This is a genomic window from Pseudomonas sp. RGM 3321 (genome assembly GCF_022836805.1).
Taxonomy (GTDB): Bacteria; Pseudomonadota; Gammaproteobacteria; order Pseudomonadales; family Pseudomonadaceae; genus Aquipseudomonas.
In genome coordinates, this window is sequence record NZ_JALHBH010000120.1 from 263,115 (window position 1) to 288,282 (window position 25,168).

Below are 25,168 nucleotides of genomic sequence, written 5' to 3' on the forward strand. Positions count from 1 at the left end.
CATGTCCACCGTCATTGAACGCACTGCCGAACAACTCTCTCCCGTGATTCCGTCCACCATGCAAGCGGTGGTTTGCTATGGCCCGGAAGACTACCGGCTGGAGACCGTCGATGTGCCGACGCCAGGCTTAGACGAAATCCTCACCAAGGTAGAGCTGTGCGGAATTTGCATGGGCGACATCAAGACCTACCGTGGCGCTCCGTCATTCTGGGGCGATGCCGAGCAGCCCCGCTACGTCAAACCACCGATGATTCCGGGCCATGAATTTGTCTGCCGGGTGGTCGCACTCGGCCCAGGCGCAGAAAAGCGTGGCGTGCAGATCGGCGACCGGGTGATTTCCGAGCAGATCGTCCCCTGCTGGGGCTGCCGCTTCTGCAACCACGGGCAATACTGGATGTGTCAGAAACACGACCTGTACGGCTTTCAGAACAACGTGCAGGGCGCGATGGCCCAGTACATGATCTTCACCAAAGAAGGCATCATCCATAAAGTGCCGGATTCGATTGCCCCGGACGAAGCGATCCTGATCGAACCGCTGGCCTGCTCGTTGCACGCGGCAGAACGAGCCAATGTAGATTTCGACGACATCGTGGTGGTCGCCGGTGCGGGCACGCTGGGCCTCGGGATCATTGGCGCAGTGCGTATGCGCAACCCGAAAAAACTCATCGTACTGGACATGAAACCCGAGCGCGCCGCCCTCGCTTTGCGCATGGGCGCTGACGAGGTGTGGAACCCGGCCGAGGTCGATGTACTGGCGAAGATCCGTGAGATCACCGGCGGCTACGGCTGCGACATCTATATAGAAGCTACAGGGCATCACAAGGCGGTCAATCAGGGCCTGGCGATGCTGCGTAAACTCGGGCGTTTTGTGGAGTTCAGCGTGTTCAACGACGAGGCCACGGTGGACTGGTCGATCATTGGCGACCGCAAGGAACTGGACGTACTCGGCTCCCATCTGGGGCCCTACATGTACCCGCGTGCCATCGACTTCATCGGCAATCGCAAGATCGACATGCGCGATGTCGTCACGCACAAATTCCCCCTCGCAGAATTCAAGGAGGCGTTCGCGGTCATGGAGCGTGGCGACAAATCATTGAAGGTCGTTCTGCAACCTTGACTCACCCGATCCTTATAAAAAGAACACAGGAAATCGCGTTATGAACCGAGTGATAAACGATCCGGACCAGGTGGTCGAGGACATGCTGCGCGGCATTCTGGTCGCGCACCCCGAACTGACACAGAGTGACAATAACCCTCGGGTTATCAGCAAAGCGCGGCCTTCCGTGCAAGGCTCCGTTGGCATTGTGACGGGTGGCGGATCGGGCCACGAGCCAGCCTTTCTCGGCTACGTCGGCCCCGGTCTGGTGGACGCCGTAGCGGTCGGCGAGATTTTCTCATCGGCCACTGCGAAAAGCTTTTTCGACGCCTTCCGTGCCGCCGATCATGGGGCTGGAATAGCCTGCCTTTACGGCAATTATGCGGGCGACAACATGAACGTGAAGCTGGCGATGAAAATGGCCGCCAGCAAGGATCTGCAAGTCCGCACCGTGGTCGCCAACGACGACGTAGCCTCGGCACCAAAATCCGATATCGCCAAACGTCGTGGCGTGGCCGGGGAAATTTTCATGTGGAAGGTCGGTGGCGCTGCCGCCGCACAAGGTTATGACCTGAATGGCGTAATTAGAGTCGCGCAGAAAGCCGTGGATCAGTGCCGTTCAATAGGTATCGGCTTGACGCCCTGCACCATTGCGGCGGTCGGCAAACCCAATTTTCAGATTCCGGACGGCAAGATGGAGCTGGGTATTGGCCACCACGGCGAACCGGGCATCGAGGTCATTGCCATCGAGTCGGCAGCTGCGATGGCCGAGCGCATGCTGGCACCTATCCTCGCCGACCGCGACTTCAGCGCTGACGACAGCGTTGTCGTGCTGGTATCCGGTCTCGGCGCAACACCTGTCATGGAGCTGTATATTTTCTACGCCGAAGTCGAAAGCCAGCTCAAGGCCAAGGGGTTGCATATTCATCGCTGCTACGTCGGCAATTACTTCACATCGCTGGAAATGATGGGCGTAACCCTCACCGTACTGGGCCTGGACGCCGAACTGAAAACCCTGATCGACCACCCTTGCCGCTCCATCGGCATGACCCAGACGGAGTGAACCATGAGCCAGCATTTCTCCACCCATGACGGCACTGCAATCGTCACTGATCTGGTCAGCGTGATCGTCGCCAATCGCGAATACCTCAGCGAGGTTGATGGCGCGATTGGTGACGGCGACCACGGTATTAACATGGCCAAAGGCTTTGCCCATTGCGGCCGGACCATTGAAGACCGACAACTGAGCCTTGCCGAAGCACTGGATGAACTCACCCTCAGCCTGATGGAAGGCATCGGCGGCTCCATGGGGCCACTGTACGGCAGTCTGTTTATCGGCATGGCCGATCAGGTGCGCTCCAGCGAGCAGATCGACGCCGCTGCCTTCGCCAGACTGCTGCGCGGCGGCCTCACTTCACTGCAGGACATCACCGAAGCCAGCGTCGGCGACAAATGCCTGATGGACACCCTGATTCCGGCCGTCGAAGCTTTCGAGCAGGCCCACGCCGGGGGTGAATCATTCAGCGCAGCCCTTGACGCGATGAAAAGCGCCGCATCACAAGGGCGCGATTCAACCCGTGATCTGGTAGCGAAGATAGGCCGAGCGAGTCGCCTGGGCGAACGATCGCTTGGCGTGCTGGATGCCGGCGCGGTGTCGTGCTGCCTGATCCTGACGCAATTGGCGGATTCAGTGCAGCCGAGGCTGGTGTAAGCGGCTATATGACAGTCCAGTGTAAATAGACACCTTCATTCATGAAGCAGGCTCATGAGCCTATCCCGATAACACCCCATTGTTGACCAAATGACAGCTCTATAAGGTGATCCGGACATCACGCAGCGAATCTGCACACGCGGATGCGCTCGCGTTTCACCGAGGAACTGTTCATGAAAGACCCGAGAAATGTCACCGTAGTCATCGGTGCAGGCTCTATAGGGCAAGCCATTGCCCGCCGTGTCAGCGCGGGCAGACACGTATTGCTCGCCGATTTGCGTCAGGACAACGCCGAGGCGGCAGCCAGGGTATTGAGAGACGCCGGCTTCGAGTTTACGACAGCTATTGTCGATGTTTCGTCTCGTCAATCCGTAGAAGCCCTGGTGCATACGGCAACCGCGTTGGGAGCGGTGACAGGAGTAATTCATGCTGCCGGGGTCTCACCCTCCCAGGCCCCTATTTCCAACATCCTGCGCGTTGATCTGTACGGCACCGCACTGGTCCTTGAAGCCTTTGGCGAAGTGATCGCCGAAGGCGGTTCGGGCATTGTCATCGCATCGCAGTCCGGTCATCGCCTGCCAGCGTTGAGCCCGGAACAGAACAAGGCGCTGGCCACCACACCCGTGGAGGCCTTGCTTGAGCTGCCTATGCTGCAGGAAACACAGATCAGCGATCCCTTGCACGCCTACCAGATATCCAAGCGTGGCAATGCGTTGCGAGTGATGGCCGAAGCGGTGCGCTGGGGCAAGCGCGGTGCACGGGTGAATACCATCAGCCCCGGCGTCATCTTTACACCATTGGCCAGAGACGAACTGAGCGGCCCTCGCGGCAAAGGTTATCGCCGAATGATCGAACTCAGCCCTGCCGGACGCGGTGGTACGCCCGATGAAGTGGGCGCACTGGCCGCCCTGCTGATGGGCCAGGAAGGCACGTTCATCACCGGCAGCGACTTCTTGATGGACGGCGGAGTGACGGCCTCCTACTGGTATGGCGACCTTGCCCCGGAATAGTTATTCGCGGTTATCTGCTGCGTGGTATTCGCTGTCCGAGACCTGCTCCATCCAGTCAACCACCTTGTCATCCAGCACTTCAGCAATGGCAATGTGGGTCATGGCAGTCGTTGCGGTTGCGCCGTGCCAATGCTTGACGCCAGGCGCAATCCACACGGTATCGCCGGGCTTGATCATGCGAACCGGGTGGCCTTTTTCCTGCACCAGCCCGGCGCCTGCCGTGACGATCAGGGTCTGACCCAACGGATGGGTGTGCCAGGCCGTGCGTGCGCCAGGTTCGAAGGTGACGGTAGCACCGCTGATTCTGGCGTCTTGCGAGCCCTTGAATGGCGCGTCGATACGCACGGTGCCGGTGAAGTAATCGGCCGGTCCGCTGGCCGATGGCTGTGAGCCGCAGGTAGTGATGACGATCATGAGAGTCCTTGAGCATCGATGGATGGCACTCCAATCTACCCATCACCAACTAATGCGACTATCCGCTACAATTCGAAAATACTTATCGACAGGGCTCATCAATGCTTCGGGAAAACGCCGCCGACCTGCTTGCCTTCCTCGCAGTCGCCAAAGAGCGAAGCTTTACCAAGGCCGCTGCCAGACTGGGCGTGTCACAGTCGGCACTGAGCCATACGGTTCGTAGCCTGGAAGCCCGCCTCGGCCTGCGTCTGTTGACGCGTACCACGCGCAGCGTATCGCCTACCGAGGCCGGTGAACGTCTGATCCAGAAAGTCGGGCCGCACTTCGATGAAATCGAAATCGAACTGGCAGGCCTGAGCGACCTGCGCGATACACCTGCCGGCAAGATCCGCATCAATGCAATGGATCACTCCCTGGACCTCATTATCCGGCCAGTGCTCAACACCTTCCTGCCCAAGTACCCGGACATCAGTGTTGAAGTGTGTTGCGACTACAGCTTCGTCGACATCGCCGCCGAAGGGTTCGATGCAGGCGTGCGGCTGGGTGAAGCCGTGGCGGACGGAATGATCGCCACCCGTATAGGCCCGGACATGCGTCTGTCGGTGGTCGGTTCTCCAGCCTACTTCGATGGCCGTACCAAACCCGAGACGCCCAGAGACCTGACCGCCCATCGTTGCAATAATCTGCGACTGCCTACCAGTGGCGGGCTGTACGCCTGGGAATTCGCCAAGGCTGACGAGAGCCTGAACGTGCGTGTAACCGGTCAGGTCACGTTCAACGGGGTCTATCCATTGCTGGATGCTGCACTCGATGGCTTCGGCCTGAGTTACATCCCGCATGACCTTGTCGCCGAACACATCGAAGCCGGACGCCTGATTCAGGTGCTGGAAGACTGGTCGCCGACGTTTGCCGGCTTCCACCTCTACTACCCGAGCAGACGCCAGGCATCGCCCGCGTTTGCCCTGTTGCTGGAGGCATTGCGCTACCGGTGATTCATCAAACGACCGAAACGCGCAGCCCCGCAGCCATCGGTCATTGTGCTTGCACGCGCAGCCTGGCGGGCTCGCGGCTTTTCTCGGCGTAATGACGCGCGCGACGTAAAACATGCTGGGTGGCTCTGTGCGCTTCCTCCTTATTGAATTCGACATGCGCTTCCAGCAACTGCTGAGCCTGTTGAGGTTGATGTTGCAGGAGGGCCTGAAGAATGCTGCCATGCTCTTCGTACGTTGCATCGACCCTGGAAGCGCTGAACTCAAGACGCCGGATAGTCCGGGTCTTCTCGGTGATCTCGTAATGCAGCCTCGCCATTTCCCGGTTACCCACCGCCTCTACCAACGCACAATGAAACCGCTCGCCCAGTCTGGCCAGGATATCGGTGTCCCTCAATCGCTCGTGTTTCGGCACCAGCCAGGTGCGTATGAGTTCGTCGATCAGCGGCTCGACGCTCAGGTCCATCAAGCCCAGCCTGGCAAGCGCCTCCAGTTCAAGCACCACACGCACGTCATACAGCTCTTCGAAATGTCGGGGGTCAAAGGGACGTACTTGCCAGCCGCTTCGGTAATAAACCTCCACGTACCCTTCCTGCTCCAGCCGGAACAATGCCTGCCTGACCGGTGTACGACTGGCCTGAACGCGTTCGGCCACCTCACCTTCGGTAAATCGTTCGCCGGGTAATAGACGAAATTCGGAAATGTCTTCTTTGATCCGGGCGTAAATCCGCTCCGATATGTTTTCCGGGCGTTCTTTCGACTTTTTGGCACATGCTGTCTGCATTGATGATTCGTCCTTGTAATCCGGTTACTTAACGTTGGTCATGACGATCTGCGGCATTGCCGGAGGCCCACCAGCGCGGAAAATCTGCAATGCCGTCAACCACCGCATCCACGTTTTGCCTATGGGCATCAAAAAGTGCGAGATCATATTTTCCGGTACGCACCAGCAGGCTGCTGGCACCAACAGCTTTCGCCCCGGCGCAGTCCGTCAGAACATCATCGCCCACCACCAGGGTGCGGCTGGCGCAGGTATCCAGCTTGCGCAAGGCGGCGTTGAAGAACATGGGTGACGGCTTGCCCATGACCAGCGCCTGAACCTGCGCTGCGGCCTCAAGCCCGACGATGAAAGCTCCGCAATCAAGGCGTTCGCCGTCGTGATCAAACCAGAACAGGTTTTTTTGCAACGCAATAAGACGAGCGCCGCCCCGCAGCATGCGGAAACAGCGATTCAGCGTGGCGTAATCGAATGCCTCGCCAATATCACTGATGACCACCACGTCAGGGTTTGTATCGTCTGTGAGAACGCCGTTGAAGGCCGCTCTGATCGAGTCGGGCACCAGTAGATGGCACTTGAGTTGCGCATGCTGCTGCAAGTAGCCCACACAGGCCGTTGTAGCGGTTTGAATTTCGTCGGGGGCCACCTCGATTCCGGCCTGACACAACTCCTGCGCCAGGTCCTCCGGCATCTTTGCCGTGGTGTTGGTCAGCAGTTGCAGGCGCAGCCCCTGAGCCCTGGCGAAACTCAGTGCCTCGGCTGCACCGGGTAAAGGCTGTCCCTTGAGCATGAGTGTGCCGTCGATGTCCAACAGCAGGCTGTCAAAATGCATGGATAAGCTCCCTGTGGCTGAAATGATCGGGGCAGGTTTCACAATGTGGCTGTCAGCCATTGGCGAATCTCGGGCAATGTCAGTTCAGGGTTGGCAGGACGTGGCAATGGCGTGCTGCTGGCATCCAGCACCACACCACGCAACCACGGGTCAGAGGCACATACCGTGTGGTCGCCACCTTTACGGCTAAGGCGGACACAGTGCTCTGAACGTGCCGCAACCAGTCGAGCCCCTCTTGGAGCCTGCCAATAGCAGGAGCCCGCCCAGCCTTCAGGGAAACGCTGCTCGCCCGGGTACTCGAACATCGTCCATTCATGTTGAAAAGGCTGCGCAAGGCTTTGCCGCCAGGCTTCGGTGACTGAACGGGGGTCATGCCCCGACATCGCGAGCCGCGCCTCATTGAACAGCAGCAGACCGTTGTCTGCCGGATGAAAGACTACCGCGCTTTTTTGCATATCCGGCACGCCCGCCGAGTCATAGACCAGCCAGCCCTGACGCTCGAAAAATGCATTGGGGTATAGGTCGTGATGGACCGGGGCCATGCCGTGATCCGAATGAGCGACGCAGCGTACCTCGCCACCCGCCGCATCCATGCAGCGCTGAATCAGCTCGTCGACCCAGCCCGATACTTCATCGAACAACTGTTGCCCGACCTCGCGCATGCGCTCACTGGCCCAGTCTGGCGTAAGGTATTTGAGCAAATGATGCGAAAGCAGATCGACCACCGGGTAATAACCGATGACTCGCTGTGCATCACCCGCCCGGACTGCGCCGACGATGTCGCTGCAAAAGCTTTCATGCATCTCCCGCATCAGTTCCAGCAACAGCCACTCCGCTGTGCCCTGCCCGTCTTCATCCAGCCGCTTGCCCAGTTGTCCGCTGCGATACAGCGCGGTCAGGTCCCTGGCCACATAAGCCTTGCCTTTGTCGCTCTGCAAATCCAGCGCCTGAACCTCCTGGTAGCCGAAACTGACCACACTTATCCGGTCCTCGACACATACGGCACGCAGCGCAATCGCCTTGCAAACGTTGCCAGGCCCTTTCTCCGGCAGCGGCAAGTGCATCGTACTGCCCAGCGGCAACCAGCAGGGGGCACGGCCATCCTCCTCTGGCCAGTCGAGCATTGCACCGCCCTCGCACGAGCTGACCCTGGCAACCATGCCCAGCTTCTCGATGCGCAGGTGCCCACCGTTTTCGATCAACTGGGGAGGTACGGAAAAGCCCTCATAGACACAGCTTTGCCCGAGCAATGTGCTGCCCAGCCTGTCCGGCTGGACAAAGGGCACCGCGCACAGGCGAAAGGTGATGCCCTGGCGAGCCCATTCGTCCCAGACCATGTCGATATCAGGCGGCCAGGCCTGAAAGGCATCCGCCACGGCCAGACAGTTACGAGGTGTCGGCGCAGGGACGAGATAGCCGGTCAAACCGTGCTCACTGACCTGTGTGCCGCTGAAAATCGACAGCAATGATGGCGGGGTCTGACAATTGGGCGACAACGGTAACAGCGGGTAGAACGGCCAGTCCGCCGAGGGCTGTTCAGGTTTTCTTGCCCGATAACGGTTGACCAGCTCCCACGACAGTCCGTCGATCAATAGCCATATCAACGGATCGACACCGTTCATGAAGCTATCCGCCGTTGAGCACCGTGCATTGCCCATCGGGCCACCACTGCAACACGCTGCTTCAGTTGCGCCAGCGAACCGCTATTGGGTAGTACGTAATCCGCGTCGATTCGGCGCATCTGTAGATCAAGCGCGCTGTTTTCCACCACACTGATATCGCCGCGCTGGCCCAGACGCGATTGCCTCAAGGATGAATCGGCCAGCACTTTGATCACCTGAAAGCCTTGCTCATACAAATACGGCCAGTCGACGGTGTCATCGCGCAGGTCGTCATTGATGACAACCTGCGCACGCGACTGCAGCAACCGCCGTGCGAAGTTCTTGACCAGTGACTGACCGTCCAGAACCCGCAGTTCGCGCGCGATGCACTCCAGCAGGCGCTGGTTCTGACTGCCGCTTGCCAGCTCCACCCCGGCCTGTTCGTAGAACAGGCCTTGCAACTCATACAGTGGCTGGGCCAGCTTGATGACCTCTACCGACAGCCCGGCCTCTTCGAAATGCTCACGCAGCAACTGAGCGGTTGTGCTCTTCCCTGAGCCGCTGGGGGCCACCAGGGCCAGACGCAATTGGGTAGCGTGGTTCATGGAATCTCCTTGTCTCAAGCGCTGATGAGCTCACGCGCCACGCCGACACGACTTTGCCATTGCACGCCGAGCAGCCCCCGGACGATCTGCGCTGGCACGGTATCGGTCAGCGAAGTGGCGTCAAGCAGGCCGTGCCAGGTTGAGGTCACGAAACGGTGCGGCCACTCGAAGAGCGTGGGTGAGTGAATCTGTTCCAGAATCGCATCGCGGCCCATTGCATGGACCCGCAATTTGCCCCGCGCCGCAACATTGGGCAGGATCACAGTCTCCAGCCAGCCACAGCCTTCCGGGCTGGCCTTGAGTGCGGCACGCATGGCTTCGGGTTTGCATAGGCGTTTTTCGGTATGCGCAATCGACAGATCATCGGCCACCGCAGCCAGATCGAGTCGCTTTGCCAGTTCTGGGTGTGTACGTAATGTGCCTACGCCGACATGCGGGTAATCCGGCCAGCCGCGGGCGCGAATTCGACCGTCGACGCTGTCCAGCAGCAGCTTGTCCCCGGAAAAGTACAGGTACTCATCGGACAGCACCAGGTCGAGCATGGTAGTGGTCTTGCCGGCCCCCTTTGCACCGCCGATGGCAACGATTCCACCGTCCGCCCCGACCACTGCCGACGCATGCATGATCACACTGCCTTTGGCCTGCTCGACCAGCAGGCCGTAGTAGCGCACCAGCTCGATCAAGTGAATGAATGCGTTTTCGTCGCCGTGAAAATCAACAGTGTGACGTGCCCGGTCAATCCGGTAGCCGACCTGCGTATCGGCATCCCAGGCGTAGTCCAGACCGGTCTGCGGGTCGTGGCCACGCAGAACACGCAGGGTAAAACCAGGGGCATAGGTTTCGCGGATGATGTCGGGGGTGACGCAGACGCCAATCCATTCCGGTTTGAAAGCGGTGCTGTCGTGCAGCCGGACCCTTAAATCGACCGTGGTCTGGCCGTCGTCCGCGACTTCGGCAAAGTAAGGTGCCAGGAACACTCGCAGCCGCTGGGCCAGTGCGGAGCCCGAGGTCTGATCATCCAGTTCAAATCGATAGCGTCCATTGCAAAGATAGCGGCTCATGAGTGTAGGCTCTCCCGGGTGGTGATGAAGGGCGATGGCGAGTGCAGGAATGCGAAACGGTCGGCCAGCGGCCAGTATTCCTGACGACGCTCGTCCAGAAACGCGTGCAGACGCTTCATCAGCTCGCGCAGATCGGCGTTAATTGCCTGAGGGTCTATTACGCCTCGGGACTTGAGAAAGCGCACTTCACCGCGTGTCGTACTTACCGAATGCGCAGCGAGCGACGTGCAGGTCTCGAACGTGATCACGAATAGATTGCCGCTTTGCACCGATTCGCACGGCGCACTGAATGCATAACGTCGATACTCGCCAAGTGCCTGCAATGTGCTGTCAACGCTCATGGCCATTGCCTCCAGCGTCGGTGAGCCCAGCGCCAGGTTCTTCACCGTGCCCGACAGGCTTCTCGACGCACTGCGAAACAACTGCACGATGGGTTCATTGACCGCCAGCTTGCGTTTGCGGCTGCAATGCTCGACCCACACATAGCCCCCGTCTTCATCACGGGCGGCGGTCACCTGATGATCCCAGACCTGAAATTCGTCACCGCACTGGCTGGTGAACGGCGCCATTTCCGGGCTGAAACTGGCATCGAACCAGGCCTCGCCGAGCATCCGCGCATGGCAGTCGGGGGGCAGTTCGAAGGACTCGACATACGTCTGCTCGGTGGTGGCGTAGCGACATTCCCAATTGTTGATCGCCAGGTGGTTACGTTCGAACGCGTCGCGCAGCGCCATCAACAGGTTCTGCGGAACTGCGGGCTGCTCGATCTCAAGCGGAGGCTGTACGAAAAGCGAGCGATGCACATCAATGCGATTCAGCAGGTGACTGATATACACGTGGTCCGCCTGTAACGTGATGATCGCAAGCGGGATGGCTGCCCCGGACAGGTTGTGGCAAGTTTCGTCGCCCAGATCACCGTTTTCATGATCAAGAAGCATTGTCCCATCGGAGTCCCAGCGGGCCAGAACCCGGTGGCTGCCTCGCAGGTCAGCGACCGCGGTCAACTCGCCGAGCAATGCCGTGCCCGCAGCAATGGCATACAACGTGTGGTCATCGCTGCCGAAAGGCTCCTGATGGCGGATCTTCCAGCTACCAAACACAATAGCCGTCTGCGTGGTCGTGGATTGCGACATGATTATCTCCCCGGCAAAGTGAATTCAGAGCCGACTCGCCTCACGGGCAAAGTCGAGTTTCGAATAGAGATCCTGCTGAAACGGCAGGTTTCGCTCCGCCAGAAAATCGCGTATCACGTTGGATACGGTTTCAAAGTCTTCTTCAACTTCACGTAGCGTGTGCAATGTCCTGCTGCGGCAATACTCGACCTCGACCTGAGCAAATTCTGCGCTGCCGTCAACCATGCGGCAGACATCGAAATACGCGCCAAAACCATTGCCGGTCCTCAGCGATTCGAAATTGATGTCGATCCGAGTACGCCTGAACGGCTTGAGCCGACGCAGATTTGCCGAGGTCATCGAGCGGGCGTGATTTTCGATATCGGCAAACGCTACCGGCTGATCGGTGTTGAAGTCCTCACGGCGCAATTCGGCGTTTTCGAGAAACCATTTGCGCTTGACCGCCATCAGCCCGTCAGCCTGAGGAATAAACGAGATGTAACCGGTTTCGAGCGGGTCACCCGTCACTTCGAAAATGTGCGATTCATAGTCGTAGGTCTGAAAATCACGGTCGATTTCCAGCACCAGGTCCTTGAAAGCGCCCTCTCCGAACGCTTTGTGCATGGCCGTAGACAACTGCCACATGTCAGGTATCTGAAACGAGGTGAATTTACGTTCCAGCTCCATTTCCGGACGCCAGCGCACGTACCAGCAGTCATCGCTGAGCATCGGTTGCGAAGCGGCCACGCGCGCAGCAGCGGATCTGGCCAAACGTTGCCAGGCCCTCCAGGAGGCACGTTCTACCGGTTCGACATCCATCAGGTGCAGAAACAAGGCACCGGCTTCGCCTTCATGGATGTAGTGATAAACGCTGCATTTACCGAGGTGATGCGTCACCGCCAGGGTGGCCATCAGCGCCTGATCGGACGGCCGACGGTGAAGCGTCGGGTCCAGCACATGCATGCGTGAACGACTGTCTTGCGTGCGCTTGCGCTGCCCGGCATTGAAGACTTGAAAGTCGAAGTCTTTCATCGGCATTGGTACATGCGTGTGATGGGCATTGGAAAGCCACTGCGCATGCAACGTACCGCTGGGGATGAATAGACCGTTGTCCGAGTGACGGGCTCGCGCAGCCTCTGTGTCGATAATGGCAACCAGCGCAGAATCGAGGCTGCCGTTGAGGGTGTGCGGATCGAAAAACAACAGTGAAATATCCGTAGTCATTGTAGCTCCCGTACTTCGTTGACAGCGTGAGGCAGCGCCTTCGGGCTCTGACTGAAAGTGATCCGTTGTCCGGCCAGCCCCTGTTGATACAGCGCCTCGGACTCCACCGCAGGTATGCCGTGTTCACGCAAGAGGATCGAAAGATGACAAAGCATGGACGCCTGCTCGAAGACAAAACCGCGCGCGAACGGCAGCAACGCCGCCAGTGCCGCGTAGGGGCGTGGCGAGACCACAATGGCTTGTCCGTCATGAGCACGCAGTTGTCGCTCAAGCTCCTCCAGGTCAGCCCCCAGAGAGCTGGACGTGGGGATCGAGTTGATCGACACGGTGGCCGAGATACTCAGTTCTTCCAGTTGCCGCCCGGCAGTTACTACAACCACCGGCCCGTCGGCATAACCCGGAGAAATGAGGCGGATTTCCGTTGAGTCCTCTACCTGCACGAACGTCGACAACGGCGAGAAATCAATCAGGTGCAACTGCTGCCCTGCTCTCACCCATTCCAGTTGCACCGAGCCCAACAGTTCGCCGGCTGCGTGAGTAATGCTGTGCAATTGCAGGGCATCTGCCGGGCCAGTCGGGTCGTGCGCTACCAGCCGGGCGCGCTGGGTCCCGGCGATGCCGCGATTGATCGCCAGCAAGCCTTCCGATGACCATTCGCAGGTCGTCGAGCCGTCATCGCACGCCTGGGTGATGAGCCCTGTTTCACCTTTCAGAAACTCGCGGACCACAAAACACACAACCCGCTCATCACTGAGCTCAAGCAGGCGTTCACGCAATGCACCGCGCTGGAGGATCTGCTGGCGTACCTGATCGGAGAAGTCCAGCACGACCTGATCGGTGTTGAGTCGGTCCAAAAGCAGCTGGCTCATCGCTGGCCCGACCAGCCCCTGACGGTTTGCCTTGACCAACAGCGCCTGGCCTGCCGAAACGTCGTGGGTTTGCGCGAACAAGGCCAGCGGGCGGCGCTTGCTTCGAAAATACTGCGCAAAGGCAGGCAATGGCCGGAAATCCATCAGCGCATCATCACTGGCAATGTACAGTTCGGCCCATTCCAGGACTGGCTCCAGGCTGCGTGCTTCGCGCAGACTGGTGACGGGTCTTGCCTGGAGCAGCCAGAGCTTGTGTTCATCCGCCGCCCACTCGATATCGGCGGGCAGCCCCAACGCCGTAGCTGCATTGGCAGCCAGTGTCGCCACCTCCAGCAGCAACGCCTTGTGCGGCTCCAGCGCGGGGTCACAACCCAGCAACTGCTGGTCGCTGACCCGCGCCGACATGCCCTTCTCTACCCCGGAGACCATCGCTTCGCCCAGCGATGCGACGGTTTCAATCAGCGTTACTGCCTCCCCACTCAACGGATCATGGCTGAAGGCAACGCCTGCGAAGCGTGCCTTGACCATGCGCTGCACGATCACCGTCATCTCTACCGGCGTTTCCAGCATCGACGCTCGCAAGCGTTCCAGAATGGCCTGACGTGAAACCCCGGAGCGCCATACATCGAGCACCGCCGTCTTGAGCGCTGGCAAACCCTGCACCGAAAGGTGTGTGCTGAAAATTCCGGCAAAACTGTGCTGATTACCATCTTCGATATTCGCCGAAGAACGCACGGCAAGTTCGCTACCGGCGTCAAAGCCCGCTTGCTCAAGCAGCGCCTGGAGATGGCTGTCGGCAGCCTCACTCCATTCAAACTCGGCCAGCCGGGCGATTCTGTCCATGTGTTCGTCAAGGAAGGCACCCGCGGTGATCCGCACGGTTTTCAGCGTGTCTTCAATGGCCTTTTTGCGGTCTGCGAAGTCGTGCCAGAGCACGCGGTAATCTGCATCGTCCAGAGCGCTCAGGGGCGGCACCGGCAATGTACCGGCAAGCTGTTGCAGGGTTGAGTATTTACTGGACACGACGGCCTCCTGCTATCAGTGGAAGGTCAGTGGCCCTTCTAACAGGCCCACTGGCCAGTGCATCCGGGACTGCATCAACCTCCTCCTGGGCTGCCAGAACCGGAAACGGCGCAAGATTGGGCAGCACCAGCGGCTGTGGGCGTGGCGTCTTTTCGAAATCCATGAATATGCGTGACGCAAAGGCTTCGGTCGCGCCCTGGTACTTCCCGGAATACAGCTCGATATCGCCTTTGACGTTCCAGAACATCATTTGACCGATGTTCATGCCGGGGTAAACGCGGATGCGGTTCAACGCATACAGCTGCAAGGTCCAGCGCCCGACGAAACCGATGTCGCCCAGCGGCGCCGACAGGTTGATGAACATTCCCAGTCTTGCAATCGAGGAACGCGCCGCATAAGTGGGCACGAAATGGGTGCTGCCCATGGTTTCTATGGTCGAGGCCAGATACAGCTTCATGGGCTGCAATTCATAGCCTTCAGGGCCGATTTCGATGGTTCGGGTGGACGCCTCGGTGCGCACATCGATCACGTCGTCTTCGTAGACCTTCATCTGGTCGTGCAGGCGGAAGTTGTAACTGTTGGGATTGACGTTCTCATGGGAAAACGGACTGATGACGATTTCACCCGAACGCACACGATTTTCGATTTCACTACCGGTCAGTATCATGGTCAATCCAGAATGATTTTCGAGGGCACGGTGCTCTTGGAGCCCAAGTAGCGTCCCGCATAACAGGTGGTCAGGCCGAAGTTTGCCCAGAAGCAGACCTTGGCCACTTTGGTGCCGGCATAGACCCGCACCGGCTGGGTAACGACGATCTCCAGGGTCCAGCTGATGGCCGCGCCGGTGTGGCCCAGCGGCGCACTGGTCTGAATGAAAACGCCACAGGACGCCGTGGAAACGTTGGCGTAAAGCTCACTGGCAAAATCGATACCGCCGATCTGCTCGGCGGTGGCGCCGAGGTAAAAGCGGTTGGGGTACAACACAAAGCCTTCGGGCGGAATATGATGCTCGACCACATCCAGCTCCCCGTGAGGATCGATGCGGTCGCTGCGGTACTCCAGAAGCAGATCCGCCAAGTGACAACCGTAGGAATTGACCTCGACATGAATGGGGTCGAAAGGCTCGATGACGACACTGCCGACCTCGCGCATTTTCACTATTTCAGAACCGGTCAGCATCATGGGTTCAAGCCTCCTGATCCAGAGACGCCACGGCGCGTGCCTGTCCGTTCGCACCGTACAATTCGGCCCGCATGCTGCGCGCGCCCCAAAGATAGCCTTCGGTGTTGCAGGCGGCGGCCGAGCCTGGCAGGCGCTGAGCAAGGCGTCGCGACAAGGTGCCCAGGTGATAGCTGGGCACCTGTTGAAAAAGGTGGTGCTCCCAGTGCCTGTTGATATTGCACGGTGCAAACAACCCTCGTTCCAGCCAGCCCGGGCTGACGCTGCGTGCATCGCGCTTCACGCTCCGGGTCGAGAGCCCGGCATGCTCCGACAGGCTGCGAATGCGCAGAATCGGCGGAAGAAAGAAAACCAGCGGTGCCAGCCAGTACAACAGCACGCCCGGCCAGGCACTGAAAGCGCTGATGAGCAGCACTGCGCAGGCATAAAAAGCCAAAGCCTGATAGCGCTCGGTGCGCGTCGCGGGCGAAGGGCTGGTGAAAAGCCCCATCACGCTGAAACTGTCCATCGTGCGTAACGATTGCAGGGTCGACAACCCGCTGATGTCGCGCACCAAGGCCTGCCAGAACAACATCGAATTCGGTGGTGCGAACGCATCGGCGTAGTCCGGGTCGGCAGGTGTATTAAGGTGCTTGTGATGGGCAATATGGTGAGCCCGATAACGTGACGTGCTCAATGTCAGAGGGAACGTCAGAAAGACGTTGGAGATCAGGTCGTTACGCCGCTTGTCACAGCTGATCAGCAAATGCGCCGCGTCGTGCATAAGTACCAGCAACGCGTGCTGTCGCGTCGCAATGACGACTACGGCGATAATACAAACCAGCGTCGAATCGCTGACTTCAGCCAGCGTGACTGCGGCGACGATCACCGCCCACTGCACGCCTATCTGCAATGCCTGCCGCCAGTTGCTGAGTTGCTTGAGATCCGAGGTCAGTGACAGGTTGTCGCGTGACAGCGTAGCGCGCTCGGAGCGTCGGTCGTAAGCGCCACTGTCCATCGTGTCGAGTTCGATTGTGTCTTCCATCTTCCATCTCCCGTTCAATCGTTGAAAGGGCCTGCTAACCGTGCATTGCCGCTGATTTCGCGACAAGCCTGTCGAGGCTGAGCCGCGCATCGGGCGCATGAGCCAGCCAGTAATCCACTGCTTTGGGTAAAAATATTTCTGCGCTGGGTGCCGGGTGCCGGACATTCAACGGCGGCCTGACCAGATCGCTTTCGGCGTACACGCCATAGATCTGTAACAAGCGCTCGAAATAGCGGAAATCCCGCGTTGAAATACCCTCGGGCCGCCATGCAACCAGCGATCGTTTGAGGAAGGCCCACTGACGGCTGCGCAGGATCGGTGCCGGCGTCAACGGTGCAACGCCCGCTTCCTGTCGCGCATGGTCGACACGTGATTCGATGATGCGGATAACCTGCTCATAAGGCAGCCGCGCATCCCCTGCCGACGCCACAACCTCGCGCGCGTCGCCACCTGCAACGCAATGACTGACCAGGTGGATCAACTCGTCGACCACCCAGTCGATAGGCACCAGGTCAAACAGCCCCTGGCGATTGCCGACCAGAAACGGCGGTGAAAAGGAATTGATGAAGCGGATCAACGGATACAGCCCATGAAAACGGCTGATTGCGCCGTCGCTCGTAGCGCCGATGACCAGGCTGCAACTGAACACGGAAATCGGCATTTGCCTGCCGAAGGTTTCGCGTAACCCCCGCTCTGCAGCGGCCTTGCTTTCCTCATAACCGTTGCGATAGGTCCATCCCTCACACTGCGTGAAAGCCGTGGACACGTAGATGAAGTGAGGCTTGCGCACCAGTTTCTGGACAAAACCGCAGAACAGCTGCGCACCCTCGACATTCAGCTCATGCATCTCTTCGAACGTCTTGTCCCAGGCCACATCGGCAGCGAGGTGGACCGCCGTGGCGCGCTCGATGGCTGGCATGGCGTCCGCCAGCGCATTCAGGGAAGCGGCATCTGTAAGGTCTGCGATCCGGCACTCAAGCCGCGAGCGGCTGTCCGCTGGCAGGTCTTGCAGGCAGCGACTGGCAGCTTGCCCGGAACGACACAAAGCTATGACATGCGACTCCGGATGCTGACTGAGCCAGTCGCGTACGAACCAGGAGCCCAGTGCGCCGCTGGCACCGGTGATGATCAGTGTCGAACGCATATCAACAGCCCCCTGCCGCAACCCGCTGATGACGGCGGGCGAGCAATTGATTGCGTATACCGTCCAGCATCTGGATGTTATTGGCGCGAATCGCGCGTTCGCCTATGGGGTGCAAAACCTCGGCCAGCGACGGGATGCCAAGGTCGAAGGTGACATTCAGGTCCACATGCAAGCCATCGGCGCGTTGTATCAGCAGCCACTCGCCGTACCAGACCTCAAGGTCGCCATCGGTCTGTTTGAACTCGATGCGCTCGTTCGTCACCAGCCAGTCCTGCTCGGTCCAGGTCAGCTCGCTGCCATTGATCAGCACGCGCCAGGTACTGGAGACATATTCACTCTGCCGGGGGTGAGCGATCACCTCCAGTACATCACTCATGAAGTCGGGATAGCGGGCGAAGTCCGAGAGGATCGGCCACACTTCGCCAGGTTCGAAGTCACCAAGAAGCACACTGGTTGATACATCAGGCATAGGAACTCTCCGTCATTGGATGGAACGATAGGCCGCGTCGACGGCATCACAGAAACTGTTGATGCCCTGTTCGAGGTCGTCCCGGGTGATGGTCGCGTCGGGATAAACCCGCAGTACCCGTGTTGCGCTCAGACAGAAAGCCAGCAGCACGTTGCGGTGTGCGGCCTCGATCAGGGTCTGCGCCACATAGTTGCTGGAGGTGAACTCCACACCGATCATCAGGCCGCTACCGCGTACTTCAGCCACCGCCGGGCAGTCCTGCAGACGTTTGCGCAGAATTTCCATGGCCACTTGCCCCAGTTCATTGACGCGTTCGCAGAATGCGGGGTCGCTGACCAGGTCGAGCACCGCGTTGACCACTGCCCCGGCCAGGGCGCTGCCCGCATAGGACGAGGCATGCACAACCGGATCACGCGCGGGCGCGCCGAACCGGCTGCTGTTGTAAATGGCGGCGGCCACCGGGAACACACCGCCGCCCAGGGTTTTGCCGAACACGATGATGTCGGCTGGCGCGCCGCAGACCAGCGACCCACTGCGCCCCAGTCCTGATTGAATCTCGTCATGAATCATGAACGCGTCATGCTCGCGACATAGCCCGGCAAGTTCTCCCAGGAAACTCAGGTCCACCGGCCTGATTCCGCCCTCTCCCTGGACAGGCTCGGCGATGACCGCAGCAATATCGCCTTCTGCCAGTGTCTTGCGTGCAGCGTCAAGATCACCGGCATCGATGAACACTACATCTTCGGCATGCATCAGCGAGGCGTGGCCCCTGTAGCCATAGCTGATCGCCAGCGCGCCGCTGGTACGCCCGTGATAAGCATGAGTCAAGGCGATGATTCGCCGCTTGCCGGTCTGCATGCGCACCAGCTTGAGCGCCGCTTCGATGACCTCCGAACCGCTGTTGCCGTACAGCACGCCATTACCCGGACGACCGACACAGGCCACCAGGCGCTCGGCCGCGCGGAGGCTGGGTTCGTTGGCCAATATCCGGCTGGAAAGGCCCAGCGACGTCACCTGCCGCGTCAGTGCGGCGACCACCTCGGGGTGCCGATGGCCCAGCAGGTGCAGGCCGAATGAACCAAAGTCCAGCCAGCGGCGGCCGGTGTCGTCGGTTATCCACGACCCCTGGGCTGAGTGCTCGGCTGCGGTAAGCCCCGCCATGCGCAACATCAGGCCTTGCTCACGGCCGAATACCGCCCCGTAACGCTCGACAAACGATGATTTGCGCGCTGGCACACTTGCAGGCGCGGTCATGACATGACTGTTCATAGAGACCTCATCAAAGGAGCCAGAAAGGCAGCATCGCGTCCTGCCAGGCGGCAGGAGCGGTCCCAGTCACGCAGAGTCCGCAGGACCTGGCCCTGGGTGCCCGGCAGCAACGGGTTGAACAGTTTTCCGGGAAAAGCCTGCAGAACCTCCTTGAACAGCTCGATCAACCGGCTTGCCTCATCACTGCGGTCGGCATCGGTATTCGTGGGGACGCCCAGCCATTCGACGGCGACTGGCCCGGAGTGAGCAATGACGTCCGTGAGCCCGTACTCGCTGAACAAGGCGAACTGGTGTAACTCGTTCGGGGTGTCGGCACCCGCCAGGCGACAGTCAATGTCGACCATCAATTCAGCCAGCTTGATTCTCAACGCATCCACCACTTGAGGCTCGTTCGCCGCGCCTTCGAGGTCTTCCAGATAGGCTTCAAGCTCGGTCATCAGCAACCAGGCCACCGATATCAGCTTTTGCGCGTAAGGCCCTGCCGGGTATACATAGCCGCCACTCAGCCGGGGAAACCACTGGCGACCGGCGGCCTGTGCTGAAATTGCAGTCATGCGTGTGCTCCCTGCATCGGGTTGTGATCCTTGAGTGAGAAACTGACGAGTCCGGCACGCGCAGCGCGCAGAAGACAGGCAGCAGTCTCGGGGGATTGCTCGGCAAGATCGATCGGGCGGGTGCTGGGCAGCTCTGGCACATCCAGACGCGCCAATAGCGTCGCCTGTTGATCATCGGTGAGCACAAAATCGACTCCCGGCAAAAACGCACTGGCGGCGGAACGCTCGATACCTGGTTTTAACGCGGCATAGTCCGCTTCGCAGTCGAAGGTTTGCTCGGCGAGCTGGGTCAACTCACACAATTGCATGAGGCCTGCCCCCTGCAATCCATTGCGGCAGGCCGGATAGGCGCGTTGCCACAGCTGCCCGATGGCACGGGCAAGGCCGTCGTCAGTCAACATGTCGTGCCTGTTGAGCGCGCGGTCCCAGCGCAACAGCGTCCACTTGCGATTGGAGTTGACCCAACCGTGGCTGGCCAGCGTCGCGTTCATCAGAAACAGCGCGGCGTTGCAGGCATAGGCGGCAGCCGCGCGGTATTCGCCGCTGCGCCAGGCCAGCACTGAAAAGCAGGCGCTCTGCCGGAAGTCGTCGAACGCTGCCACCGACCAGATCGAGCTCAAGTCCTTCTGACTGTCCAGATAAGGAAGCGACTGATCGGTCGACACCGCGCAGACCAGACGCTCCAGGTACTTTCTCGATACCGCCTGCTGCTTGTCCCACTGCTTGAACGCAACGAGTTTCTGTGCGGTGGTTTTGTGTGCGTCCGTCGCCAGTTGGGAGAACGCGCTGTGAACTTCTTCGCGGGCAAATGCCACCACTTCCATATGGTGTTCATTGTGGTAAATCTGCGAGGCCATCGATTGATCGGACTGCCGATCATCGGTCACACATATCAGGTCTATATCACTGGCCGCATTAGCGATGCCATGTACGGGAGAGCTGCTGATCAGCGCCAGTTGTGCATCGGCATACTGGCGTTTTACAACCTCTTCCAGTTCAGAAAAAGCAAGTTGGCGCGAGGCCAGAAACTTCAGGGCGTTGCCTGAATAAAAAGCACGAAAATCCATGTACACCTTCCACTCGATAACGGTGACTTCATTGGGGCTGCTATTCGGCTTGCCGAGCACCCCCCTGCCTGATCCATGACCATGAATTACTTTGTCGTCGTTAACGCGAGCGCTGACGCAATGGAACAAGCCCCATTACTTCACGATGTTGTACCCAGCAAGTGGCGTGCCACCGTTATTGATCATGGTGTATTGGCAAGGTACCAGATCGCCAAGGCCGGCCTGAAGCGTGACCGAAAGATCGGCAAACCTTTAAATTCATTGATGTTTTTACGTAAACTTTCGAAATACGACAATTTTAATATATGTATCGAATTATGTATAAACCACTTTTAAAAGTAGCAAAGTGCTATCCATATTTATTATTTAGGCCGCGTAGGCAACTGCACCACGCCGACTCGATAGCGTCGAAATCGCACTGTTTTGGCTGACCGTCTTGTATACATGTTTATTGGATCACTGCCGTTAAGTTTGTTCAGCCGCCTGATAAAGCAGTGGCACGAAGCTTGCTCAAACTCTGCTCACACTTCGAAGCCAGGGAAGTTCAACGTGGACACACTTCTTGCACAATTAGCCGACGACACCAACGACACCTTCTATACCGTTGACCCGCACTGGATCACCCGGAATGCGCAGCAATTCAGTGGCTGTTTTCCAGGTACCGTGCTGTATGCAATGAAGGCCAATCCACTTGTGCAGGTGCTTGAAGCCTTGAGCCTGGGCGGTATCAATCATTTTGACGTGGCGTCGCTTGCAGAGGTGCAGACGGTACACAACACGTTGCCCAACGCAGTTCAATACCTGATGAATCCAGTGAAATCGCGCCATTGCCTGCACGAGGCCTACTATCGATATGGCGTACGTTCATTTGTGCTCGACAGTGAGGAGGAACTCTCGAAGTTGCGGGACGTGTTGCCCGAGCGCGACAGCACGATCAGCCTGTTCGTGCGCTATGCGCCCTCCGAGTCGACGGCGGTTTATGATCTCCGAGGAAAGTTCGGGGCAAGTCCGGCGTTAGCGACGCAACTGGTACAGCAAGTGGCGTCCAGCACTGACTGGTCACTCGGGCTGTCCTTCCATGTCGGTTCGCAAGCCATTGAAGACGGCCCGTGGCTCGCTGCCCTCAATGACGCCGACTCCATTGTGCGCGACACCGCCGAACACGTCAGGCACCTGGATATCGGGGGTGGGTTTCCGGGCAATTACCTGAACTCCATGGGCAACACGTCAGACCTGGTTGGCAGAGTCTGCGAGCATATCCAGACCAGCCCGACACTGAAGGATCTGAACCTGATCTGCGAAGCGGGTCGTAGCCTGGTCTACGGCGGCATGTCGCTGTTCGCACGGGTGCTTTCAAGACGCGAACACAGTGTTTTTTGTGGTGCCGGCATTTTTGGCGGCTTGCTATCAGCCCAGCAATGGTTGCAATTTCCCGCCCGCGCCTGGCGGGACGCGGCGCCTTACACCGGTGCAGCAGAAAACACGTTCAATATCTTCGGCCCCACCTGCGACAGCATGGATCGCCTGGCCTTCCCCTACACACTTGCCAGAGACATCAGAGAAGGCGACTGGCTGGAATTCCAATCGACCGGCGCTTACTCGGTGTCCTTGCGCACCCCGTTCAACGGGTTTTACGCCGACCGCATCATTTCTCTCCCTTCCTGAATGCCTGAAAAGCGATCTGCCGCCATGCTCATAAAAGCCTATTTGTTCCTGCTTGCAGGAATTGTCGCTGAAACAGTGGCGACCATCGCACTGAAAGAAAGTAACGGCTTCACCCGTTGGGTCCCGGTTATTGCCTCTATCGCGGGCTACGGGCTCGGAATCGTCTGCCTGGGGTATGCACAACGGGACTTGCCCATGTCCCTGATCACCTCCATGTGGTCAGGGTTGGGCATTACGCTGATCACTGTCATTGCCGCGTTTCGCTATCAACAGGTGCCCACATTAATGGCCGTGAGCGGTATCGGGCTGATCATTGCGGGCATCATTCTGGTCAATCTGGCCAAGGAGCAAGTGGCCTGACAGCGTCTGGCTGCCAGGCTGATACGTCGGTTCAGGCGAAGTCAAAAGGCCCTTCGAAACGGCCTATCGGCACCCAGTGGGTAATAAGACCGGTGTCGGCCTTCCAGTGGTGCAGCAACAGCCCCGGAGGCTCGACATAGGAAGCGTCGGCAGCATCCGGGTGCAGTTGCAAGGCAATGGCCGTCGTCGTGCTCGGTGCTGTACACAGTAGCGTGCCGCCAAAGCGCAGCTGCATGAAGCGATGAATATGGCCGCAAACGATTCGCTCGACGGCCGGGTATCTGAAGACCACCTCGGCCAGCCGCTCGCCCCTTTCACAGCGATAGGCGTCGATATAGTGGATGCCACTCGAAAACGGCGGCTGATGCATCATGATCAGCGTCGGTTTGTCAGCCTCCAGCGCCAGTGTGCGATCCAGCCATTGGGTGGCAGTATCGGTCATGTCACCGTGGTGCTGATCGGGCACGCTGATATCCAGCCCGATGATGCGCATCGGGGCGGAGCCCGAGTCGACGAAGCTACAGTTTTCATCATTGATGAAGTAGTCGTGCTCCGGGAAAGCATTACGCAGGTTCTGCCGATGATCATGGTTGCCCGGTATCATCAAAAGCCTCTGGCGCAGCGGCTGCAGTAGCTCTCGGGCCATTGCGTACTCCTCGGGGTGCCCCCCGTCCACCAGATCACCGCTGAACAGAATCAGATCAGGCGGCGGATCGAGTGCGTTTATCGTGTCGACGGCAGCCGCCAGCATTGCATTCGAATCGACAACGCCTTGATAGAGCAGCCCTCTGGGTCGTACATGCGTGTCAGAAATGTGCGCTATCAGCATTCCATTACCTCAATCGTGACCAGGTCGCTTATCCACTTGTGCAGCGAACCTGCAACGACCGGGCCAGACTTCGCCCGGCCATTATTGAAGCGCGACAGCGGTCGACAACACCGTAGTCTTTAAACCTTGGGAAACACCGGCTCCCCCAGATTGAGCATGAGCCGGTTGGCCCAGGCGAATATCGAGATGGCGTGAATCAGGTCCAGCACCTGCGCATCGTCCAGCCCTTGCTCGCGCAGTGCATTGATGTCGCCGGCGTTGAGCGAGGCCGGTTCGAGCGTCAGGTCGATGGCGAACTGCACGATGGCTTTTTCACGCGCGGTCGTACCTGCCGTATGGGGGTCGGCAAATACCTGGGCGATAACATCATTGCGCTTGGCCAGTTGTTCGAAGCGTTGCGCATGCACTGACGCGCAATAGACGCAGCGGTTGATTCGTGACACGACGGTGCTCGCCAGTTCCCGTTCGGCGCGCGACAAGCCACCCGGTGCGTACATGATCGCGTTGAACGCCTGTGAACGCTGGCGAAGGATGTCTGGGTGATGCGCCAGGGTCAGGTAGTAATCCGAGGTCTTGGCCTGCGGATGGCTTTCTTCAAGCACCGCAACCTGCCCGGCGGTTGCGCTGTTCAGGTCCACGGTCGGCAGCCAGGCTTTCCAGCCCAGTACCTGATTGGTGAAACCTTCAATTTCAATGAGTTCGCTCATCAGGCTGCTCCAGCAGACTTAACGCGCCCAGCCCTGCGGCCAGACGCACTTGGTAGGACAGGAATGCGATCAATTGCGCCAGCACCACAATTTCAGCGGTGCTCAGGCCCTGATGTTGCAGGGCCTGCAGGGCGCTTTGATCGCCGTGTACCGGAGACTCGATCAGGGTGCGGGTAAAACGCAGGATCGCAGCCAGACGCGGGTCCTCCAGCAGGTCGATTCGGCTGGCGCTCACATCGGCCAGTACGCTTGCCTGCGCACCAGTCGCCTGTAATTGCGAAAGATAATGCTCGCTGAGGGTCGGTTGCAGGCTCAGCAGGGTCGCGTAATAAGCAACCCAGAGGCGCTCACTCAACGACAGGTTGTGCTCCAGCGTCGGAGCAAAAAACAAATCCTGGCTACCCTGGGTGGCCAGTGCGACCTTGTCCCGCGCATGCCGAATTGCATGCAAAGGGCTGCCTTGCGCGATGCCCAACAGGCTATCGAGCGTGTCCGGAGGCGTTGAATGTTCAGTGGTCGATGTCATGACAGGTCCTGCAATGCTGTGGTTGCATGCGCGCAGCCGCTTCAAGAAGC

Annotated in this window: 27 protein-coding genes; 7 read left to right on the forward strand and 20 right to left on the reverse strand. The window is 59.0% G+C overall.

Translation table 11 applies throughout. The annotated features are described in order from the left end of the window. Nucleotide 1 precedes the first annotated feature (1 nt). The 4 genes from RGM3321_RS24765 to RGM3321_RS24780 all read left to right on the forward strand — a co-directional run bounded on the left by RGM3321_RS24765 (nt 2) and on the right by RGM3321_RS24780 (nt 3,817). The gene (locus RGM3321_RS24765) at nt 2-1,117 is read left to right on the forward strand and encodes an alcohol dehydrogenase catalytic domain-containing protein (RefSeq protein WP_244395229.1); all 1,116 of its coding nucleotides are present in this window, start codon (nt 2-4) and stop codon (nt 1,115-1,117) included. A 40-nt stretch (nt 1,118-1,157) separates the two neighbouring features. Next, nucleotides 1,158-2,159: a dihydroxyacetone kinase subunit DhaK gene (locus tag RGM3321_RS24770; RefSeq protein ID WP_244395230.1), complete on the forward strand. Its 1,002-nt coding sequence runs from the start codon at nt 1,158-1,160 to the stop codon at nt 2,157-2,159. 3 nt (nt 2,160-2,162) lie between these two features. Next, nucleotides 2,163-2,807 (forward strand): dihydroxyacetone kinase subunit DhaL, encoded by a 645-nt coding sequence (dhaL, locus tag RGM3321_RS24775; RefSeq protein WP_244395231.1) that lies wholly within the window; start codon nt 2,163-2,165, stop codon nt 2,805-2,807. Between the two features lie 173 nt (nt 2,808-2,980). Beyond that, nucleotides 2,981-3,817 (forward strand): SDR family oxidoreductase, encoded by an 837-nt coding sequence (locus RGM3321_RS24780; protein ID WP_244395232.1) that lies wholly within the window; start codon nt 2,981-2,983, stop codon nt 3,815-3,817. Here the strand turns inward: RGM3321_RS24780 and RGM3321_RS24785 are convergent, their stop codons facing one another. Next, nucleotides 3,818-4,231, reverse strand: a complete 414-nt coding sequence (locus tag RGM3321_RS24785; RefSeq protein WP_244395233.1) for a cupin domain-containing protein — start codon at nt 4,229-4,231, stop codon at nt 3,818-3,820. A gap of 101 nt (nt 4,232-4,332) precedes the next feature. Here RGM3321_RS24785 and RGM3321_RS24790 point away from each other — a divergent pair, with 101 nt between their 5' ends. Beyond that, nucleotides 4,333-5,223, forward strand: a complete 891-nt coding sequence (locus tag RGM3321_RS24790; RefSeq protein WP_244395234.1) for a LysR family transcriptional regulator — start codon at nt 4,333-4,335, stop codon at nt 5,221-5,223. A gap of 40 nt (nt 5,224-5,263) precedes the next feature. On the opposite strand, the gene RGM3321_RS24795 is transcribed toward RGM3321_RS24790, so the two are convergent. From RGM3321_RS24795 to RGM3321_RS24870, 16 genes are read right to left on the reverse strand one after another with little or no spacing between them, the layout of a single operon-like run. After that, a complete protein-coding gene (locus tag RGM3321_RS24795; protein WP_244395235.1) occupies nt 5,264-6,004 on the reverse strand; it encodes a GntR family transcriptional regulator in 741 nt (246 codons plus the stop codon). A gap of 28 nt (nt 6,005-6,032) precedes the next feature. After that, complete coding sequence (locus RGM3321_RS24800) at nt 6,033-6,830, reverse strand: TIGR01458 family HAD-type hydrolase (protein ID WP_244395236.1); 798 nt, start codon at nt 6,828-6,830, stop codon at nt 6,033-6,035. A 38-nt stretch (nt 6,831-6,868) separates the two neighbouring features. Next, entirely contained in the window at nt 6,869-8,452 is a 1,584-nt protein-coding gene (locus RGM3321_RS24805; protein ID WP_244395237.1) for an alkaline phosphatase family protein, read from the reverse strand. After that, nucleotides 8,449-9,036, reverse strand: coding sequence for a dephospho-CoA kinase (locus tag RGM3321_RS24810; protein WP_044321502.1), 588 nt, complete (start codon nt 9,034-9,036; stop codon nt 8,449-8,451). The genes RGM3321_RS24805 and RGM3321_RS24810 overlap by 4 nt, the downstream gene beginning before the upstream one ends. Nucleotides 9,037-9,050: 14 nt before the next feature. Continuing rightward, nucleotides 9,051-10,097 carry a hypothetical protein gene (locus tag RGM3321_RS24815; RefSeq protein ID WP_244395238.1) on the reverse strand — a complete coding sequence of 349 codons (1,047 nt, stop codon included), beginning with the start codon at nt 10,095-10,097 and terminating at the stop codon, nt 9,051-9,053. Beyond that, a complete protein-coding gene (locus RGM3321_RS24820; RefSeq protein ID WP_244395239.1) occupies nt 10,094-11,230 on the reverse strand; it encodes a hypothetical protein in 1,137 nt (378 codons plus the stop codon). Before RGM3321_RS24820 ends, RGM3321_RS24815 begins: the two co-directional genes overlap by 4 nt. A gap of 24 nt (nt 11,231-11,254) precedes the next feature. After that, entirely contained in the window at nt 11,255-12,433 is a 1,179-nt protein-coding gene (locus tag RGM3321_RS24825; protein WP_244395240.1) for a hypothetical protein, read from the reverse strand. Continuing rightward, nucleotides 12,430-14,325 (reverse strand): PEP/pyruvate-binding domain-containing protein, encoded by a 1,896-nt coding sequence (locus RGM3321_RS24830; protein ID WP_244395241.1) that lies wholly within the window; start codon nt 14,323-14,325, stop codon nt 12,430-12,432. Before RGM3321_RS24830 ends, RGM3321_RS24825 begins: the two co-directional genes overlap by 4 nt. Beyond that, complete coding sequence (dcd, locus tag RGM3321_RS24835; RefSeq protein ID WP_244395242.1) at nt 14,315-14,992, reverse strand: dCTP deaminase; 678 nt, start codon at nt 14,990-14,992, stop codon at nt 14,315-14,317. The genes RGM3321_RS24830 and dcd overlap by 11 nt, the downstream gene beginning before the upstream one ends. Nucleotides 14,993-14,994: 2 nt before the next feature. Continuing rightward, nucleotides 14,995-15,507, reverse strand: a complete 513-nt coding sequence (locus tag RGM3321_RS24840; protein ID WP_244395243.1) for a hypothetical protein — start codon at nt 15,505-15,507, stop codon at nt 14,995-14,997. Between the two features lie 4 nt (nt 15,508-15,511). Then, a complete protein-coding gene (locus tag RGM3321_RS24845) occupies nt 15,512-16,528 on the reverse strand; it encodes a fatty acid desaturase family protein (RefSeq protein WP_244395244.1) in 1,017 nt (338 codons plus the stop codon). A 34-nt stretch (nt 16,529-16,562) separates the two neighbouring features. Then, nucleotides 16,563-17,672 (reverse strand): SDR family oxidoreductase, encoded by a 1,110-nt coding sequence (locus RGM3321_RS24850; protein ID WP_244395245.1) that lies wholly within the window; start codon nt 17,670-17,672, stop codon nt 16,563-16,565. 1 nt (nt 17,673) lies between these two features. Then, on the reverse strand, nt 17,674-18,141 hold the full coding sequence (locus RGM3321_RS24855) for an SRPBCC family protein (protein WP_244395246.1): 468 nt from the start codon (nt 18,139-18,141) through the stop codon (nt 17,674-17,676). A 12-nt stretch (nt 18,142-18,153) separates the two neighbouring features. Beyond that, nucleotides 18,154-19,410: an aminotransferase class III-fold pyridoxal phosphate-dependent enzyme gene (locus RGM3321_RS24860; protein ID WP_244395247.1), complete on the reverse strand. Its 1,257-nt coding sequence runs from the start codon at nt 19,408-19,410 to the stop codon at nt 18,154-18,156. Then, nucleotides 19,407-19,964 carry a DUF6031 family protein gene (locus RGM3321_RS24865; protein ID WP_244395248.1) on the reverse strand — a complete coding sequence of 186 codons (558 nt, stop codon included), beginning with the start codon at nt 19,962-19,964 and terminating at the stop codon, nt 19,407-19,409. Before RGM3321_RS24865 ends, RGM3321_RS24860 begins: the two co-directional genes overlap by 4 nt. After that, nucleotides 19,961-21,031 carry a DUF6001 family protein gene (locus tag RGM3321_RS24870; protein ID WP_244395249.1) on the reverse strand — a complete coding sequence of 357 codons (1,071 nt, stop codon included), beginning with the start codon at nt 21,029-21,031 and terminating at the stop codon, nt 19,961-19,963. Before RGM3321_RS24870 ends, RGM3321_RS24865 begins: the two co-directional genes overlap by 4 nt. 549 nt (nt 21,032-21,580) lie before the next feature. Between RGM3321_RS24870 and RGM3321_RS24875 the strand changes: the two genes are divergently transcribed. After that, the gene (locus RGM3321_RS24875; RefSeq protein WP_347880984.1) at nt 21,581-22,696 is read left to right on the forward strand and encodes a type III PLP-dependent enzyme; all 1,116 of its coding nucleotides are present in this window, start codon (nt 21,581-21,583) and stop codon (nt 22,694-22,696) included. A gap of 24 nt (nt 22,697-22,720) precedes the next feature. Further along, nucleotides 22,721-23,056, forward strand: coding sequence for an SMR family transporter (locus RGM3321_RS24880; RefSeq protein ID WP_004662130.1), 336 nt, complete (start codon nt 22,721-22,723; stop codon nt 23,054-23,056). A 31-nt stretch (nt 23,057-23,087) separates the two neighbouring features. On the opposite strand, the gene RGM3321_RS24885 is transcribed toward RGM3321_RS24880, so the two are convergent. From RGM3321_RS24885 to RGM3321_RS24895, 3 genes are all read right to left on the reverse strand, one after another. Then, nucleotides 23,088-23,885, reverse strand: coding sequence for a phosphodiesterase (locus tag RGM3321_RS24885; protein WP_244395251.1), 798 nt, complete (start codon nt 23,883-23,885; stop codon nt 23,088-23,090). A 119-nt stretch (nt 23,886-24,004) separates the two neighbouring features. Beyond that, nucleotides 24,005-24,592 (reverse strand): peroxidase-related enzyme, encoded by a 588-nt coding sequence (locus tag RGM3321_RS24890; RefSeq protein WP_244395252.1) that lies wholly within the window; start codon nt 24,590-24,592, stop codon nt 24,005-24,007. Beyond that, on the reverse strand, nt 24,576-25,118 hold the full coding sequence (locus RGM3321_RS24895; RefSeq protein ID WP_244395253.1) for a CMD domain protein: 543 nt from the start codon (nt 25,116-25,118) through the stop codon (nt 24,576-24,578). Before RGM3321_RS24895 ends, RGM3321_RS24890 begins: the two co-directional genes overlap by 17 nt. Nucleotides 25,119-25,168: the final 50 nt, after the last annotated feature.

Bases quoted from the DNA above. Each gene is read 5' to 3' on its own strand.
- RGM3321_RS24765 (WP_244395229.1), top strand. From the start codon at position 2: ATGTCCACCGTCATTGAACGCACTGCCGAACAACTCTCTCCCGTGATT.
- RGM3321_RS24845 (WP_244395244.1), bottom strand. From the start codon at position 16,528: ATGGAAGACACAATCGAACTCGACACGATGGACAGTGGCGCTTACGAC.
- RGM3321_RS24885 (WP_244395251.1), bottom strand. From the start codon at position 23,885: ATGCTGATAGCGCACATTTCTGACACGCATGTACGACCCAGAGGGCTG.
- RGM3321_RS24870 (WP_244395249.1), bottom strand. From the start codon at position 21,031: ATGGATTTTCGTGCTTTTTATTCAGGCAACGCCCTGAAGTTTCTGGCC.
- RGM3321_RS24855 (WP_244395246.1), bottom strand. From the start codon at position 18,141: ATGCCTGATGTATCAACCAGTGTGCTTCTTGGTGACTTCGAACCTGGC.
- RGM3321_RS24795 (WP_244395235.1), bottom strand. From the start codon at position 6,004: ATGCAGACAGCATGTGCCAAAAAGTCGAAAGAACGCCCGGAAAACATA.
- dhaL (WP_244395231.1), top strand. From the start codon at position 2,163: ATGAGCCAGCATTTCTCCACCCATGACGGCACTGCAATCGTCACTGAT.
- RGM3321_RS24895 (WP_244395253.1), bottom strand. From the start codon at position 25,118: ATGACATCGACCACTGAACATTCAACGCCTCCGGACACGCTCGATAGC.
- RGM3321_RS24890 (WP_244395252.1), bottom strand. From the start codon at position 24,592: ATGAGCGAACTCATTGAAATTGAAGGTTTCACCAATCAGGTACTGGGC.
- RGM3321_RS24865 (WP_244395248.1), bottom strand. From the start codon at position 19,964: ATGACTGCAATTTCAGCACAGGCCGCCGGTCGCCAGTGGTTTCCCCGG.
- RGM3321_RS24860 (WP_244395247.1), bottom strand. From the start codon at position 19,410: ATGAACAGTCATGTCATGACCGCGCCTGCAAGTGTGCCAGCGCGCAAA.
- RGM3321_RS24810 (WP_044321502.1), bottom strand. From the start codon at position 9,036: ATGAACCACGCTACCCAATTGCGTCTGGCCCTGGTGGCCCCCAGCGGC.
- RGM3321_RS24815 (WP_244395238.1), bottom strand. From the start codon at position 10,097: ATGAGCCGCTATCTTTGCAATGGACGCTATCGATTTGAACTGGATGAT.
- dcd (WP_244395242.1), bottom strand. From the start codon at position 14,992: ATGATACTGACCGGTAGTGAAATCGAAAATCGTGTGCGTTCGGGTGAA.
- RGM3321_RS24880 (WP_004662130.1), top strand. From the start codon at position 22,721: ATGCTCATAAAAGCCTATTTGTTCCTGCTTGCAGGAATTGTCGCTGAA.
- RGM3321_RS24840 (WP_244395243.1), bottom strand. From the start codon at position 15,507: ATGATGCTGACCGGTTCTGAAATAGTGAAAATGCGCGAGGTCGGCAGT.
- RGM3321_RS24770 (WP_244395230.1), top strand. From the start codon at position 1,158: ATGAACCGAGTGATAAACGATCCGGACCAGGTGGTCGAGGACATGCTG.
- RGM3321_RS24790 (WP_244395234.1), top strand. From the start codon at position 4,333: ATGCTTCGGGAAAACGCCGCCGACCTGCTTGCCTTCCTCGCAGTCGCC.
- RGM3321_RS24800 (WP_244395236.1), bottom strand. From the start codon at position 6,830: ATGCATTTTGACAGCCTGCTGTTGGACATCGACGGCACACTCATGCTC.
- RGM3321_RS24850 (WP_244395245.1), bottom strand. From the start codon at position 17,672: ATGCGTTCGACACTGATCATCACCGGTGCCAGCGGCGCACTGGGCTCC.
- RGM3321_RS24820 (WP_244395239.1), bottom strand. From the start codon at position 11,230: ATGTCGCAATCCACGACCACGCAGACGGCTATTGTGTTTGGTAGCTGG.
- RGM3321_RS24780 (WP_244395232.1), top strand. From the start codon at position 2,981: ATGAAAGACCCGAGAAATGTCACCGTAGTCATCGGTGCAGGCTCTATA.
- RGM3321_RS24785 (WP_244395233.1), bottom strand. From the start codon at position 4,231: ATGATCGTCATCACTACCTGCGGCTCACAGCCATCGGCCAGCGGACCG.
- RGM3321_RS24825 (WP_244395240.1), bottom strand. From the start codon at position 12,433: ATGACTACGGATATTTCACTGTTGTTTTTCGATCCGCACACCCTCAAC.
- RGM3321_RS24805 (WP_244395237.1), bottom strand. From the start codon at position 8,452: ATGAACGGTGTCGATCCGTTGATATGGCTATTGATCGACGGACTGTCG.